At 67.2% G+C, this 14,579-nt stretch carries 13 protein-coding genes; 9 read left to right on the top strand and 4 right to left on the bottom strand.

Annotation, left to right across the window (positions count from 1 at the left end):
• Nucleotides 1–3 precede the first annotated feature (3 nt).
• Genes AU185_RS16225 through nuoN form a run of 8 tightly spaced genes read left to right on the top strand, consistent with a single transcriptional unit; the run spans nucleotide 4 to nucleotide 10,332 of the window.
• Entirely contained in the window at nucleotides 4–2,397 is a 2,394-nt protein-coding gene (locus AU185_RS16225) for an NADH-quinone oxidoreductase subunit G (RefSeq protein ID WP_059101060.1), read from the top strand.
• Nucleotides 2,394–3,653, top strand: a complete 1,260-nt coding sequence (gene nuoH, locus AU185_RS16220) for an NADH-quinone oxidoreductase subunit NuoH (protein WP_059101061.1) — start codon at nucleotides 2,394–2,396, stop codon at nucleotides 3,651–3,653. The genes AU185_RS16225 and nuoH overlap by 4 nt, the downstream gene beginning before the upstream one ends.
• The gene (nuoI, locus tag AU185_RS16215; RefSeq protein ID WP_059101062.1) at nucleotides 3,646–4,191 is read left to right on the top strand and encodes an NADH-quinone oxidoreductase subunit NuoI; all 546 of its coding nucleotides are present in this window, start codon (nucleotides 3,646–3,648) and stop codon (nucleotides 4,189–4,191) included. Before nuoH ends, nuoI begins: the two co-directional genes overlap by 8 nt.
• Complete coding sequence (locus AU185_RS16210) at nucleotides 4,188–4,958, top strand: NADH-quinone oxidoreductase subunit J (protein ID WP_059101063.1); 771 nt, start codon at nucleotides 4,188–4,190, stop codon at nucleotides 4,956–4,958. Before nuoI ends, AU185_RS16210 begins: the two co-directional genes overlap by 4 nt.
• On the top strand, nucleotides 4,955–5,254 hold the full coding sequence (gene nuoK, locus AU185_RS16205) for an NADH-quinone oxidoreductase subunit NuoK (RefSeq protein ID WP_059101064.1): 300 nt from the start codon (nucleotides 4,955–4,957) through the stop codon (nucleotides 5,252–5,254). The genes AU185_RS16210 and nuoK overlap by 4 nt, the downstream gene beginning before the upstream one ends.
• A 7-nt stretch (nucleotides 5,255–5,261) precedes the next feature.
• Nucleotides 5,262–7,196 carry an NADH-quinone oxidoreductase subunit L gene (gene nuoL / locus AU185_RS16200; RefSeq protein ID WP_059101065.1) on the top strand — a complete coding sequence of 645 codons (1,935 nt, stop codon included), beginning with the start codon at nucleotides 5,262–5,264 and terminating at the stop codon, nucleotides 7,194–7,196.
• Nucleotides 7,190–8,758 carry an NADH-quinone oxidoreductase subunit M gene (locus tag AU185_RS16195; protein ID WP_059101066.1) on the top strand — a complete coding sequence of 523 codons (1,569 nt, stop codon included), beginning with the start codon at nucleotides 7,190–7,192 and terminating at the stop codon, nucleotides 8,756–8,758. Before nuoL ends, AU185_RS16195 begins: the two co-directional genes overlap by 7 nt.
• Nucleotides 8,755–10,332: an NADH-quinone oxidoreductase subunit NuoN gene (gene nuoN, locus AU185_RS16190; RefSeq protein ID WP_059101067.1), complete on the top strand. Its 1,578-nt coding sequence runs from the start codon at nucleotides 8,755–8,757 to the stop codon at nucleotides 10,330–10,332. Before AU185_RS16195 ends, nuoN begins: the two co-directional genes overlap by 4 nt.
• Here the strand turns inward: nuoN and AU185_RS16185 are convergent.
• Nucleotides 10,329–10,934, bottom strand: coding sequence for a TetR/AcrR family transcriptional regulator (locus tag AU185_RS16185; protein WP_059101068.1), 606 nt, complete (start codon nucleotides 10,932–10,934; stop codon nucleotides 10,329–10,331). The two genes, nuoN and AU185_RS16185, sit on opposite strands and share 4 nt — an antisense overlap.
• Nucleotides 10,931–12,388, bottom strand: coding sequence for an FAD-dependent monooxygenase (locus AU185_RS16180; protein ID WP_156425547.1), 1,458 nt, complete (start codon nucleotides 12,386–12,388; stop codon nucleotides 10,931–10,933). The genes AU185_RS16185 and AU185_RS16180 overlap by 4 nt, the downstream gene beginning before the upstream one ends.
• 74 nt (nucleotides 12,389–12,462) lie before the next feature.
• Here AU185_RS16180 and AU185_RS16175 point away from each other — a divergent pair, with 74 nt between their 5' ends.
• Entirely contained in the window at nucleotides 12,463–13,248 is a 786-nt protein-coding gene (locus AU185_RS16175) for an enoyl-CoA hydratase (protein WP_059101070.1), read from the top strand.
• A gap of 9 nt (nucleotides 13,249–13,257) precedes the next feature.
• On the opposite strand, the gene AU185_RS16170 is transcribed toward AU185_RS16175, so the two are convergent.
• Together AU185_RS16170 and AU185_RS16165 are read right to left on the bottom strand one after the other, a co-directional pair.
• Complete coding sequence (locus tag AU185_RS16170; protein ID WP_059101071.1) at nucleotides 13,258–13,944, bottom strand: PIG-L deacetylase family protein; 687 nt, start codon at nucleotides 13,942–13,944, stop codon at nucleotides 13,258–13,260.
• Nucleotides 13,941–14,543 (bottom strand): TetR/AcrR family transcriptional regulator C-terminal ligand-binding domain-containing protein, encoded by a 603-nt coding sequence (locus tag AU185_RS16165; protein ID WP_059101072.1) that lies wholly within the window; start codon nucleotides 14,541–14,543, stop codon nucleotides 13,941–13,943. The genes AU185_RS16170 and AU185_RS16165 overlap by 4 nt, the downstream gene beginning before the upstream one ends.
• Nucleotides 14,544–14,579: the final 36 nt, after the last annotated feature.

Genomic DNA, 14,579 nt, shown 5'->3' with positions numbered 1-14,579 from the left:
TCGATGACGCAGACGGCCGACACCGGCACCGCGGCCACCGAGGTGGAGATGGTGCAGCTGTCCATCGACGGCGTGGACGTCAGTGTGCCCAAGGGCACTTTGGTGATTCGCGCGGCCGAGCTGATCGGCATCCAGATCCCGCGGTTCTGTGACCATCCACTGCTCGATCCGGTGGGCGCCTGCCGGCAGTGCCTCGTCGAGGTGGAGGGCCAGCGCAAACCGATGGCGTCGTGCACCACGACGTGCACGCCCGACATGGTGGTGCACACGCAGTACACCTCCCCCGCCGCGGACAAGGCGCAACAGGGTGTCATGGAGTTGCTGCTGATCAACCATCCGCTGGACTGCCCGGTGTGCGACAAGGGCGGCGAGTGTCCGCTGCAGAACCAGGCAATGTCCAACGGCCGCGCGGAGACTCGCTTCGAAGACGTCAAGCGCACCTTCCCCAAGCCGATCAACATCTCCTCGCAAGTGCTGCTGGATCGCGAGCGGTGCGTGCTGTGCGCCCGCTGCACCCGGTTCTCCGAACAGATCGCCGGCGACCCGTTCATCGATCTGCTGGAACGCGGCGCACTGCAGCAGGTCGGCATCGCGCCCGGTGAGCCGTTCCAGTCGTACTTTTCCGGCAACACCGTGCAGATCTGTCCGGTCGGCGCGCTGACCGGAGCGGCCTACCGGTTCCGGGCCCGGCCGTTCGACCTGGTGTCGAGTCCCAGCGTGTGTGAGCACTGCGCGTCGGGATGTGCCCAGCGCACCGACCACCGCCGCGGAAAGGTGATGCGCCGCTTGGCCGGTGACGAACCTCAGGTGAACGAGGAGTGGAACTGCGACAAGGGCCGTTGGGCGTTCACCTATACCACCCAGGGCGACCGCATCACCACCCCGCTGATCCGCGACGAGGACGGCAAGCTACGGCCCGCATCCTGGTCCGAGGCGCTCGCGGTGGCTGGTGCGGGCTTGGCCGCGGCAACCGGGAGCGCCGGTGTACTGGTCGGCGGCCGGGTGACCGTCGAGGACGCTTACGCCTATTCGAAATTCGCGCGGATCGTGCTGAGCACCAACGACGTCGACTTCCGCGCCCGGTCGCACAGTTCCGAGGAAGCGGACTTCCTCGCCGCCCACGTCGCGGGGCAACCGATGACGGTCACCTACACCGACCTCGAGAACGCGCCCGCTGTCCTGCTGGCCGGGTTCGAGCCGGAAGAGGAATCGCCGATCGTGTTCCTGCGGCTGCGCAAGGCTGTGCGCAAGAAGGCGCTGCAGGTGATCTCCGTGGCACCGTTCGCCACCCGGAGCCTGACAAAGCTGCGCGGTCGACTGGCCGCAGCGGCACCCGGCGGCGAGGCCGATGCCCTCGACGGACTGACCGACGACCCGCAGTTGAGGCTGCCCGGTGCGGTCATCCTGCTCGGCGAGCGGTTGGCCAACTCGCCCGGGGCGCTGTCTGCGGCAGGCAGATTGGCGGCGGCGACCGGCGCCCGGCTGGCGTGGGTGCCGCGACGCGCCGGTGAGCGGGGCGCGACCGAGGCCGGCGCGTTGCCGAACCTGCTGCCCGGCGGCCGACCGGTCACCGACAGCGCGGCGCGCGAGCAGACGGCGGCCGCGTGGCATGTCGGCGACTTGCCGAGCACACCGGGCCGAGACACCAGCGCGATCCTGGAGGCCGCCCGCAGCGGCGAACTGGGCGCCCTGCTCATCGGTGGCGTGGAACTCGCCGACCTGCCGGACCCGCAGGCCGCGCTGGCGGCGATCGAGTCCGCGCCGTTCGTCGTCAGCCTCGAGCTTCGGGAGAGCGCGGTCACCGCGGTCGCCGACGTCGTCTTCCCCATCGCACCGGTGGTGGAAAAGGCCGGCTCGTTCCTGAACTGGGAAGGCCGCCTTCGCCCGTTCCAGCCGTCGCTCAAGACGAACGCGATCCCGGATCTTCGGGTGCTGAACTTCCTGGCCGACGAGATCGGAGTGGCGCTGAACCTGCCGAACGCGTCGGCGGCCGGCGACGAGATGTCGCGCCTGGGGCTGTGGGCGGGTCGACGACCGGTCCCACCGGACCTTCCGCCGTCGAAGCCGGCTGCACCGGCCGCCGGCCAGGCCGTGCTCGCCGGTTGGCGGATGCTGCTCGACGAAGGCCGCCTGCAGGACGGTGAGCCACACCTGGCAGGCACGGCACGCCCGCCCGTCGCGCGACTCTCTGCGGCGACCGCCGCCGAAATCGGTGCGGCAGAAGGCGATCTGGTCACCGCAAGGACACCGCGCGGCTCGATCACACTGCCGTTGGCCATCACCGACATGGATGACCGGGTGCTCTGGCTACCGCTGAACTCCCCCGGTTCGGCCGTGCACCAGAGCCTGGGCGTCTCGACCGGAGACGTCGTGTCGATCGGGCGGGCCGAGCCGTGATCCATCCCGATCCGACGCTGTTCGGACACGACCCGTGGTGGCTGATCATCGGTAAGTCGGTCGCGATCTTCGCATTCCTGATGCTGTCGGTCCTCGCGGCGATCCTGATCGAGCGCAAACTGCTGGGGCGCATGCAGATGCGGTACGGGCCCAACCGCGTCGGGCCCAGAGGCCTACTGCAATCGCTGGTGGACGGCGTCAAGCTGGCGCTCAAGGAAGGCTTGATTCCCGTCGGGGTCGACAAGTTCGTCTACCTGGCGGCGCCGGTGATCTCGGCCGTTCCCGCGTTCATCGCGTTCGCGGTCATCCCGATGGGCGGCGAGGTTTCGATCTTCGGTCACCGCACGGCATTACAGCTGACCGACATGCCCGTCGCGGTGCTGTACATCCTCGCGGCGACGTCGATCGGCGTGTACGGGATCGTGTTGGCCGGGTGGGCGTCGGGGTCGACGTACCCGCTGCTCGGCGGGATCCGCTCGAGCGCACAGGTGATCTCGTACGAGATCGCGATGGCGTTGTCGTTCGTCGCCGTGTTCATCTACGCCGGCACGATGTCGACCTCCGGCATCGTCGCCGCCCAGGACGGCACCTGGTTCATCTTCCTGCTGCTGCCGTCGTTCCTGGTCTACATCACCTCGATGGTCGGCGAAACCAACCGTGCGCCTTTCGATCTGCCGGAAGCCGAGGGCGAACTCGTCGGCGGGTTCCACACCGAGTACTCCTCGATAAAATTCGCGATGTTCATGCTCGCCGAGTACGTGAACATGACGACCGTGTCGGCGTTGGCGACCACGATGTTCCTCGGCGGCTGGCACGCCCCGTGGCCGATCAACATGTGGGACGGCGCCAACACCGGCTGGTGGCCGCTGCTCTGGTTCGTCGCCAAGGTGTGGGCGTTCATGTTCCTGTTCTTCTGGCTACGCGCCACGCTGCCCCGGATGCGCTACGACCAGTTCATGGCCCTCGGGTGGAAGGCACTGATCCCGTTCTCGTTGGCGTGGATCATGATCGTCGCCACGGCGCGCGCGCTGCGTAACGAAGGCTTCAGCCAGGTGACGACGACGTTGGCGTCTCTCGGCACCATCGTGGCGCTGCTGATCGTCGCCGCGGTGTGGCGCTCGGCGCGCCGCAGAAACGTCCGAGCGATCCCAGCACAGAAGCTGGATCCGGAAGTCTTCCCCACACCGCCGCTGCCGGTCACCGAGAAGCCGACCGCAACCAAGGAGCTTGCTCCAGAGGAGAAGACACATGCCTAAGTTCTTCGACGCGATCGCGGGTTTCGCGGTCACGTTCGGCACCATGTTCAAAAAGCCCATCACCGAGGAGTATCCGGAGAAGCCGGGCCCCGTCGCGAAGCGTTATCACGGCCGCCACCAACTGAACCGGTACCCCGACGGGCTGGAGAAGTGCATCGGCTGCGAACTGTGCGCCTGGGCCTGCCCCGCCGACGCCATCTACGTCGAGGGCGCCGACAACACCGAAGACGACCGCTATTCCCCGGGCGAGCGTTACGGCCGCGTCTACCAGATCAACTACCTTCGCTGCATCGGCTGCGGCTTGTGCATCGAGGCCTGTCCCACCCGCGCGCTGACGATGACCAACGACTACGAGATGGCCGACGACAACCGCGCCGACCTCATCTGGGGCAAGGACAAGCTGCTGGCGCCGTTGCAACCGGGCATGCTGCCGCCGCCGCATCCGATGGCGCCCGGCAGCACCGATGAGGACTACTACCTGGGCAACGTCGAACCCGTCACGCAGGAGGCGGAGAAGATCACCGAGGACGTGCGATGAGGCTGGACCTGATCGCGGCCGTGGCCGCCGACAATCCCGGACACACCACGACCACCGAGGCCGTGCTGTTCTGGGTGCTGGGCGCGATCGCGGTGCTCGGTGCGCTCGGGGTGATTTCGGCGCCGAAAGCGGTGTATTCGGCGATGTTCCTGGCCACGACGATGATCGTGCTGGCGGTGTTCTACATCGCCCAGGGCGCACTGTTTCTCGGTGTCGTGCAGGTGGTGGTGTACACCGGCGCGGTGATGATGCTGTTCCTGTTCGTGCTGATGCTCATCGGCGTCGATTCCTCCGAGTCGTTGGTGGAAGCGATTCGGGGGCAACGGATTGCCGCGACCGTCGTCGGCGTCGGTTTCGGCATCCTGCTGATCGGCGGCATCGGCAACGTCTCGGCCGGCGGGTTCACCGGCCTCGCGCAAGCCAACGCGGGCGGCAACGTGGAAGGGCTGGCCGCGCTGATCTTCGTCCGCCATCTGTGGGCTTTCGAGTTGACCAGCGCGCTGCTGATCACCGCCGCGCTCGGCGCGATGGTGCTCGCGCACCGGGAACGCTTCGAGCGTCGCAAGACCCAGCGTGAACTCGCCGAAGAGCGGTTCCGGCCCGGCGGATATCCGACGACGTTGCCCAATCCCGGTGTGTTCGCTCGCAACAACGCCGTCGACATCGCTGCCCGACTGCCCGACGGGTCCGGCTCAGACCTGTCCGTCAGCCCCATTCTGCAGAAGCGGACGGTGGTGGCGACGAACGGCAAAGGGGACGACCGATGAATCCGGACAACTACCTCTACCTGTCGGCGCTGTTGTTCACAATCGGCGCGGCCGGAGTGCTGCTGCGCCGCAACGCCATCGTGATGTTCATGTGCGTGGAGTTGATGCTCAACGCGGCGAATCTGGCGTTCGTCTCGTTTTCCCGGATGCACGGCCACTTGGACGGCCAGGTCGTGGCGTTCTTCACCATGGTGGTCGCCGCCTGTGAGGTGGTGATCGGGCTCGCGATCATCATGACCATCTTCCGTGCCCGCCAGTCGGCTTCGGTCGACGAGGCCAGCCTGCTGAAACACTAGAGGGGCGATGACGATTCCTGTTTGGCTGACCATCGCGCTGCCGCTGGCCGGGGCGGCGATCCTGCTGCTGGGCGGGCGCCGGACCGACGCCTGGGGCCACCTGCTGGGCTGTGCCGCAGCGCTCGCCTCCTTCATTGTCGGCGTCGTGTTGTTCACCGACATGCTGGGCCGCGACGCCGAGCACCGCACGGTTCACCAGACGCTGTTCTCCTGGGTGCCGGTCGGCGGGCTGCAGGTCGACTTCGGCATGCAACTCGACCAGCTGTCGATGTGTTTCGTGCTGCTGATCACCGGTGTCGGCTCGCTCATCCACATCTACTCGATCGGGTACATGGCCGACGATCCCGGGCGGCGTCGCTTCTTCGGGTACCTCAACCTGTTCCTGTCGGCGATGCTGCTGCTGGTGCTAGCCGACAACTACCTCGGGCTCTACATCGGCTGGGAGGGCGTCGGTTTGGCGTCCTATCTGCTGATCGGCTTCTGGGCTCATAAACCGTCGGCGGCCACGGCGGCCAAGAAGGCGTTCGTCGTCAACCGCGTCGGCGACATGGGCCTGGCCATCGCGATGATGGTGATGTTCGCCTACATCGGGTCGATCTCATACGCGGGCGTGTTCGCTGCCGCCCCCGCAGCCGGCGAAGGTGTGCTCACCGCGATCGGGCTGCTGCTGTTGCTGGCCGCGTGCGGGAAGTCGGCGCAGGTGCCGCTGCAGTCCTGGCTGGGCGACGCCATGGAGGGCCCGACGCCGGTGTCGGCGCTCATCCACGCCGCCACCATGGTGACCGCGGGCGTCTACCTGATCGTGCGCTCCGGGCCGGTGTTCGACCTCGCGCCGAACGCCCAGTTGGGTGTCGTGATCGTCGGAGCGGTCACCCTGCTGTTCGGCGCGATCATCGGTTGCGCGAAAGACGACATCAAGAAAGCCCTTGCGGCGTCGACGATGTCGCAGATCGGTTACATGGTGCTGGCCGCGGGGCTCGGCCCGATCGGCTACGCATTCGCGATCATGCACCTGCTGACCCACGGCTTCTTCAAGGCTGGGCTGTTCCTGGGCGCCGGGTCGGTGATGCACGCGATGAACGACGAGGTCGACATGCGCCGCTACGGCGGCCTGCGCAAGGCGCTGCCGATCACCTTCGCCACGTTCGGCCTCGGCTACCTCGCGATCATCGGAGTGCCGCCGCTGGCCGGCTTCTTCTCCAAGGACGGAATCATCGAAGCGGCGCTCGGCGCCGGCGGCGTCAAAGGATTCATCCTCGGCGGCGCGGCGATCCTGGGCGCCGGCATCACCGCGTTCTACATGACCAGGGTGATGCTGATGACGTTCTTCGGGGAAAAGCGTTGGGCCTCCGAGGCGAGCGATGGGCCCACGCCCGAAGGGCAGGGGACGACGGGGAATCAGCTTGTGGCGCATCCGCACGAGGCCCCGGCGGTGATGACATGGCCGATGATCCTGCTGGCCATCGGGTCCGTCGGCTCCGGCGCGGCCTTCGCGATCGGCGGCACCCTCGAGCATTGGCTCGAGCCGGTGGTCGGTGCGCATGAGGTGCACCACGTCGCGCCGGTGTGGGTGGTGACGACGGTGATCCTGGCGGTGGTGGCGGTGGGCATCGCCATCGCCTACCGGATGTACGCCCGCAAGCCTGTGCCCGAACAAGTCCCGGCCGGATCAGCGCTCACCGTCGCGGCCCGAAGAGACCTGTACGGCGACGCATTCAACGAACAGATGCTGATGCGGCCCGGTCAGGTGCTGACCCGCGGGCTCGTCGAAATCGACGACGAGGCGGTCGACGGCGCCGCCAGCGGGCTCGCCGGTCTGGTCAGCCGCGTGTCGGACAGGTTGCGGCGGTTGCAGACCGGTTACGCCCGCTCCTATGCGCTCTCGATGCTCGGAGGTGCGGTTCTGATGGTCGCGGCGATGCTGGCGGTGCAGCTGTGGTGAACAACTTTCCTTGGCTGACCGTGCTATGGGCGACGCCGACCGTCGGGGCTGCGCTGGTGATCCTGGTGCCGGCCGCGCAGCGGGTGCTGGCCAAATGGTTCGCGTTGGCCGTCTCGATTGCGGTGTTGGCGATCACCGCACTGCTCGCGGTGCGGTTCGAGCCCGGCGGCGAGCAGTATCAGTTCGTCGAATCGCACCGGTGGATACCGTCTTTCGGCACCGGCTACATCCTCGGCGTCGACGGTATTGCGATGGCGATCGTGGTGCTCACCGCCGTGCTGGTGCCGCTGCTGATCATCGCCGGATGGAACGACGCTGACGCCCGCACCGGCCTGCGCGGACGGTCGGTCCAGACCTACCTCGCGCTGACCCTGGCCGTCGAGGGCATGGTCCTGATGTCGCTGGTCTCGCTCGACATCCTGCTGTTCTACGTGTTCTTCGAGGCGATGCTGATCCCGATGTACTTCCTCATCGGTGGGTTCGGTGGTGAGAATCGTTCCAAAGCTGCGGTGAAGTTCCTGCTGTACAACCTGTTCGGCGGTTTGATCATGCTGGCCGCGGTGATCGGGCTGTACGTGGTGACCGGCTCGAGCGACGCCTTCGCTGCCGGCACATTCGACTTCCGCGAGATCGTGACCGCGGTATCCAGCGGCGAGTTCGTCGTCAACCCCGCCGTGATGAACATGCTGTTCCTCGGCTTCATGTTCGCGTTCGCGGTCAAGGCGCCGCTGTGGCCGTTCCACCGCTGGCTGCCCGACGCCGCGGTCGAGGCGACACCGGCCAGCGCGGTGCTGATGATGGCGGTCATGGACAAGGTCGGCACGTTCGGGATGCTGCGCTACTGCCTGCAGTTGTTCCCGGACGCGTCAATGTATTTCCAGCCGCTGGTGGTGACACTGGCGGTGATCGGAATCGTCTACGGCGCGATCCTTGCGATCGGGCAGACCGATGTGATGCGGCTGATCGCCTACACATCGATCTCCCACTTCGGGTTCATCATCCTGGGCATCTTCGTGATGACCAGCCAGGGGCAGTCGGGCTCGACGCTGTACATGGTCAACCACGGCCTGTCGACGGCCGCACTGTTCCTCATCGCCGGATTCCTGGTGTCGCGCAGGGGCACCCGTCTGATCAACGCCTACGGCGGCGTGCAGAAGGTGGCGCCGGTGCTGGCGGGCACCTTCCTCGTCGCCGGACTGGCGACGCTGTCGCTTCCGGGCCTGGCACCGTTCATCAGCGAATTCCTGGTGCTCATCGGCACGTTCACCCGCTTCCCGGCGCTCGCGGTATTCGCCTCGACCGCACTTGTGCTGTCGGCCATCTACATCCTGTGGATGTACCAGCGGATGATGACGGGGCCCGTCACCGACGGCAACGCTCGGGTGCGCGACCTGGTGCCGCGCGAGCTCGTCGTCGTCGCGCCGCTGATCGCCCTGCTGCTCGTGTTGGGGGTGTATCCGAAACCCGCGCTCGATGTCATCAATCCCGCGGTCGACCACACCTTGACCACGATCGACCAGCCTGACCCTGCACCCAGACTCGCGGAAGGGCCGACACCATGACCCTCACCCCGCCGACCGTCGAATACGGCCTGCTGTGCCCGATGTTGATCATCTTAGGGGTCGCGATCGCCGGGGTTCTCGTCGAAGCGTTCCTGCCGCGGCAACGCCGCTACGCCAGCCAACTGGTGCTCTGCTTCGCCGGTCTGGCGGCGGCCCTGGTGGCCGTGGTGGTGCTCGCGCGCGACCTGCACGGCAGCGTCGGTCGTTCGGCGGTGATGGGCGCGGTCGTCGTCGATGCTCCTGCGCTGTTCCTGCAGGGCACGATCCTGCTCGTCGGCGTGCTGGGCGTTCTGCTGATCGCTGAACGGCAGGTCGGCGCGAACATCGACGCCGACAACGGCATTCGCGGCCTGGACGGGTTCACGCCCCAAGCCTCCGCGGTGCCCGGCAGCGTCGCCGAGCAATTGGCGACCAAGGCCGGCGTCATCCAGACCGAGGTCTTCCCGCTGACGATGTTCGCGGTCGGCGGCATGTTGTTGTTCCCCGCCGCCGACGACCTCTTGACGATGTTCATCGCGCTCGAAGTGCTGTCGTTGCCCTTGTACCTGCTATGCGGGCTGGCGCGCAAGCGTCGCCTGCTGTCGCAGGAAGCGGCGATGAAATACTTTCTGCTGGGCGCCTTCTCGTCGGCGTTCTTTCTCTACGGCGTCGCGATGCTGTACGGGTATGCGGGGACGCTGAACCTGGACGGCATCGCCGAGGCCGTCGCCGCGGGGTCGGGTAAGACGTCGCTGGCGCTGATCGGCACCGGCCTGCTGCTGGTCGGTGTGCTGTTCAAGGTCGGCGCGGTACCGTTCCACTCCTGGATCCCCGACGTGTATCAAGGAGCACCTACCCCGATCACGGCGTTCATGGCGGCTGCGACGAAGATCGCCGCGTTCGGCGCGATGCTGCGGGTGTTCTACGTCGCGCTGCCCGGACTTCGCGACGACTGGCGTCCGGTGCTGTGGGCGGTCGCCATCCTCACGATGGTGATCGCCACCGTGGCCGCGGTGACCCAGGCGGACGTCAAGCGGATGCTCGCCTATTCCGCGGTGTCGCATACCGGTTTCATGCTCACCGGGTTGATCGGCGGGAACGAGGCCGGTCTGTCCTCGACGCTGTTCTATCTTTTCGCGTACGGGTTCAGCACCGTCGGGGCGTTCGCGGTCGTCGGCCTGGTGCGCGATGCGGCCGGCGAGGAGGACACCGCGATGGCCCGGTGGGCCGGTCTGGGCCGGCGGTATCCCATTGTCGGCATTGTGTTTTCGCTGTTCTTGCTCGCGTTCGCGGGCATTCCGCTGACCAGCGGCTTCGTCAGCAAGTTCGCGGTCTTCAAAGCCGCGGGCGAGGGCGGTGCGATCGCATTGGTGGTCATCGGCGTCGTCGCGAGCGCGATCGCCGCATACTTCTATGTGCGGGTCATCGTGTTGATGTTCTTCACCGAGCCACCCGATGACGCGCCGACGGTGGTGGTACCGAGCCTGTTGAGCACCACGGTGGTCACCGCCACGGCCGCGGTGACGTTCGCGCTCGGCGCGCTGCCGCAACCACTGCTGGATCTGGCGAACAACGCGAACCAGTTCCTGCGTTAGGTGGCCGGGAGCAGCCCGACCTGACGGTAGGCGGTCTCCAGGTAGCGTCGCATCTGCCTCTCGGTCGGCGGATTGGGTTGCAATACCCGGTATGTCACGGCGCCGGCCAGCATGTCGACGAGAACGTCGAGATCGGCGTCCTCGGGAACCGCGCCGTCTCGCTGAGCGCGTTCGAGCATGGCGATGGTGAGGGTGCGGCGGGGCAGGATGTAGCGGTCCCAATACGTCTGCATCAATTGCGGGTGCGTCACGGCAGAGCCGTAGATCTGCGCCGCCAGGGCCCGGAACCGGGGATCGGTCGCGGTCCGCGCCGCTCCGGCGATGTTGCGTCGGACGAAGACATGAGGCGATGTCGCCGCGATCTCCTCGCGGGTCGGCCATTGCACATCGGCGCTCACGAGTGCCTCGATCGCGTCGGCGACAAGTGGTTCCTTACCTGACCATCGCCGGTAGATGGTCGGCTTGCCGACGCCGGCACGTTTGGCCACCTGCTCGATGCTCATACCGGCGATTCCGTGTTCGATGAACAATTCGAGTGCCGCCCGCATGATCGCGGTGTCGAGCTCCTGGCTTCGCGGCCGGCCGCGGCTCGGCGCAGTCACCGCACGGTTCCCGTCGTGAGCGCACGAGACAGCCACTGGCGCAATGCCTCCTGTCGGCGCCCGCGCCACGCGAGGTGGCCGTCCGGGCGAACGAGCATCGCGTCACCGTCGATGCGTCGATCGATCACCGAAACACGGTCAGCACCGAGGTGTTCGATCGCGATCTTTGCGAGGTCGTCATCGGATCCCAGAAGTCCCCACCGCCCGTTCAATTCGGCGCCAGACAGCCCGGGTACCCGGTCGCCTGGTCGTGGTCCGCGCGACGGCAGCGATCGGCGCGCCAACGGTCCGTGACGGTAGGTCACCCACAACTGCGACGTCCGGTACGTCACCCAACGTTGCACAGCGGGCAGGTTCATCACCGGCACCACGACGCGGTCGCGGATGAAGCGCCCGATCATGCTCTGCGCCACATTCACTTTCGTCACCGCACTGGTGCCTCGCAACACTTCGGTGGCTAGTGGACGACGTTCGGCTTCGTACGTGTTCAGCAGCTTCTCGTCGGCGCGGCCGGCCGTGACGAGCGCGAGCTTGAATGCGAGATTCTCGGCGTCGCCGAGACCGGTCAACATCCCCTGACCGCCGAAAGGGGCGTGAGTGTGCGCGGCGTCGCCGGCGATCAGCACCCGACCACGCCGGTATGTCGCTGCCAGCCGGCGATGCACGCTGAACATCGACAACCACTCGGCGTGTTCTATAGGAGCTCGGCGGCCGGTGCGCTCGGGAATGATGCGCTCCAACCGCGCGAGAATCTCTTGCTGGCTGGGTTTTTGCGTTGGCGCATCCGGGTCGTAGGCGATGATGCGCCACAGCCCGTCGGGCATCGGCATCGCTCCGATCATCCCGTCCTGGTGTATCCAACCGGTGGTGCCCGAGCGGTCGAGGTCCCAACCGATGCGCAGGTCGGCGAGTAGGAAACGTTCGGTGAGCCGGACTCCGGGGAAGTCGATGTCGGCTGCACTCCGCGCGACGCTGGCCGCGCCGTCGCAGCCGATCAACCAGCGGGCCTCGATCGCGTTCCCGTCGTCAGTGACCGCCGTGACCGCATCCGACTCCTGGTGCACGCCGACGAGAGTTGTGTCCCAGTGAATTTCGCCGCCGAGTGCAGCGAGCCGGTCACGCAGCGCGCCCTCGACGGCGGCCTGCGAGATCACCATCGGCGGTGCCGCGGTGTGCATGCCGGGGTCACCGAACCGGATTCGCATGATCGGCTTGTCACCGAGATACGTCAGGATGCTCATCGCCCGCACTGACCGATCGGGCAGATCGCCGAGTGCGCCGAGGCGGTCCAGTACTTCGGACCCACGCGCGTGCAGGAAGTTCGCCCGCGACGTGGTCGCCGGCGCGACCGCCTTGTCGATCACCTGAACGCGGACACCTTGCATCAGCAGGCCGCAGGCCACGGCCAAACCCGTGGGCCCCGCCCCGACCACGAGGACATCGAGATCATTCATCGCCATATTTCCTTTACGAGTCCGTGTCGTAATTGAATATAGTCGCTCAGGCTGCCGAACGCTAGATTCGGCTTATGACCGATGCCCTCGTCCTCGTCGTCGACCACGGCCCGGTGCGGGTCCTGACACTCAACCGGCCCGAGGCGCGAAACGCGTTGAGTCGCGGCCTGATCAAGGCCGCGTACGCCGCGCTGACCGAGGCCGACGCCGATGCGTCCGTCAGCGCCGTGGTGCTCACCGGGACAGACCCGGCGTTCTGCGCCGGCGTGGACCTCAAGGAGGCGCAACGCGACGGCCTGAGCTATTTCGAGGAGTTCCGCTCGCAGAGCTGCATCGCCGCGACCGGCAACATGCGTACCCCGATCATCGGGGCGATCAACGGGGCGACGTTCACGGGAGGCCTCGAGATGGCGCTCGGCTGCGATTTCCTCGTCGCCTCCGAACGGGCCGTGTTCGCCGACACCCACGCCCGGGTCGGCATTCTGCCCGGCGGCGGCATGACCGCCCGCCTCCCCCAGGTGGTCGGGCTCGCGATGGCCCGCCGGCTGTCGATGACCGGCGAGGTGGTCGACGCGGCCCGCGCCGAGCGCATCGGGCTGGTGACCGAGGTCGTCGCGCATGACCGGTTGCTCGACCGCGCGATCGAACTGGCCAAGCAGATCGCCGAGGTGCCCGGACCGGTCATGCTGGGCCTGAAGGAGATCTACACGACCGGTGCGGCCGCGGTGATCGATCCGGCGTTGGCCGCCGAGGAGGCAATCGCGTTCGCACAGCATCGCGATTTCCCCGGCTTCTCGGCTGGGCTGGGTGACCAGTTCCGTGCGGTGACGGAGCGCAACAAGCGCCAGATCGACCGCTGAGAGCTCGCGCTAGCGCTGACGCATCAGGACGAACTCGACCGTGCGGCGCCCGCCGAACTCCCGGCGCGGCGGCGTCGACATCTCCACCTGCTTGCGGGCCTGCGCTGCGACAGGCGTATGCGGGTCGAGCACCGACAGATAGACCTTGTGCTCGGCGAGCGACGCGACCGCACGCTCGAAGCAACCGTCGTCGACGGCCTCGACGTGGGTGCCCCCGGGGCCGTTCTGGAACAGCCTGCGCGGCGGCTCGGGCAGGCTGTCATACGCGTCGAGGACCGCGGTGGCGAACTCGATGTGGTCGCGTTGGTTGGGCGCGTCCGGCGCCCACTCGGGACCGCCGTAGATGCTGATGACGACGTCGGGGTCGAGCTCGGTGATCGTCTCGATGATCTTCGCGCGAAGCTCGGCCGTGTTGCGGATCTCGCTGTCGGGAAAGGCCCAGAACCGGACGTTGTGGACACCGACGATGGCCGCCGATCGCAGCTGCTCCCGCTCGCGCAGCTGACCGGCCTGTTCGGGCGCCATTCCGGCGATGCCGGCTTCGCCGCGGCTGGCGAAGGCGTAGTGGACGGTCTTGCCCGCGGCGGTCCAGTTCGCCACTGCCGCGGCGCACCCGTACTCGGGGTCGTCGGGATGCGGGACCAGCACGAGCGCGGTGCGCCAGTCGGTCGGAAACGCGTCGGGCACGTCTGTCATGTCACCACACCGTGGATCACAATTGCGGCGGTCTGCTCGACCCAGTCGTCGCCGAGCGGCTCGCCGGGCCGCAACAGCATCCGCAGCAAGGTCGCGCCGCCGATGACCTCCACCAGCCGGTCGGGGTCGACATCGGGATGAACCTCGCGTCGCTGCACCGCGTCGGTCAACCGGTTGCGCACCGCCACGAACACCCCGGTGAACCGGTCCATCACCCGGGCGTTGAGATCGGCGTCGGCGGCCATGTCGGAGATCAACCCGGGCAACGCCGCGCGCACCACGGGGCTGGAGAACACGTCGCGGGCGGCCGCGAGCATCGCGCGGATGTCGGCGGCGATGTCACCCGGCGGCGTCTCGATCGCGGTCGGCGCGGCCGGAAAGGCGGCCTCGTGAACGAGTTCGGCCTTGCTGGACCACCGGCGATACAAGGCCGTCTTGGTGGTGCCTGCCCGTTCGGCCACCGCGGCGATCGTGAGGTTCGAATAGCCGATTTCGGCAAGCAGATCCGCGGTGGCGCGCAGTATGGCAGCGTCAATGCGCGGATCCCTGGGCCGCCCGGCGCCCGAGGTCTTGTCAACCGGTGACGCGTCTGATTTCATATCGCTACCCACCGTATCGTAATTCTCGGTCGAAGG

It is taken from the genome of Mycobacterium sp. GA-0227b, from assembly GCF_001499855.1.
In the GTDB taxonomy this organism is placed as follows: Bacteria; Actinomycetota; Actinomycetes; order Mycobacteriales; family Mycobacteriaceae; genus Mycobacterium.
Note: the sequence above shows the minus strand (reverse complement) of the source record. Positions and strands in the feature narration are given on the sequence as shown.

What these genes read in the sequence shown, in the direction of transcription:
- AU185_RS16170 (WP_059101071.1), bottom strand. Translation starts at nt 13,944, where the DNA reads ATGACAGACGTGCCCGACGCGTTTCCGACCGACTGGCGCACCGCGCTC.
- AU185_RS16175 (WP_059101070.1), top strand. Translation starts at nt 12,463, where the DNA reads ATGACCGATGCCCTCGTCCTCGTCGTCGACCACGGCCCGGTGCGGGTC.
- AU185_RS16225 (WP_059101060.1), top strand. Translation starts at nt 4, where the DNA reads ATGACGCAGACGGCCGACACCGGCACCGCGGCCACCGAGGTGGAGATG.
- AU185_RS16165 (WP_059101072.1), bottom strand. Translation starts at nt 14,543, where the DNA reads ATGAAATCAGACGCGTCACCGGTTGACAAGACCTCGGGCGCCGGGCGG.
- nuoN (WP_059101067.1), top strand. Translation starts at nt 8,755, where the DNA reads ATGACCCTCACCCCGCCGACCGTCGAATACGGCCTGCTGTGCCCGATG.
- AU185_RS16180 (WP_156425547.1), bottom strand. Translation starts at nt 12,388, where the DNA reads ATGAATGATCTCGATGTCCTCGTGGTCGGGGCGGGGCCCACGGGTTTG.
- nuoI (WP_059101062.1), top strand. Translation starts at nt 3,646, where the DNA reads ATGCCTAAGTTCTTCGACGCGATCGCGGGTTTCGCGGTCACGTTCGGC.
- nuoL (WP_059101065.1), top strand. Translation starts at nt 5,262, where the DNA reads ATGACGATTCCTGTTTGGCTGACCATCGCGCTGCCGCTGGCCGGGGCG.
- AU185_RS16210 (WP_059101063.1), top strand. Translation starts at nt 4,188, where the DNA reads ATGAGGCTGGACCTGATCGCGGCCGTGGCCGCCGACAATCCCGGACAC.
- nuoK (WP_059101064.1), top strand. Translation starts at nt 4,955, where the DNA reads ATGAATCCGGACAACTACCTCTACCTGTCGGCGCTGTTGTTCACAATC.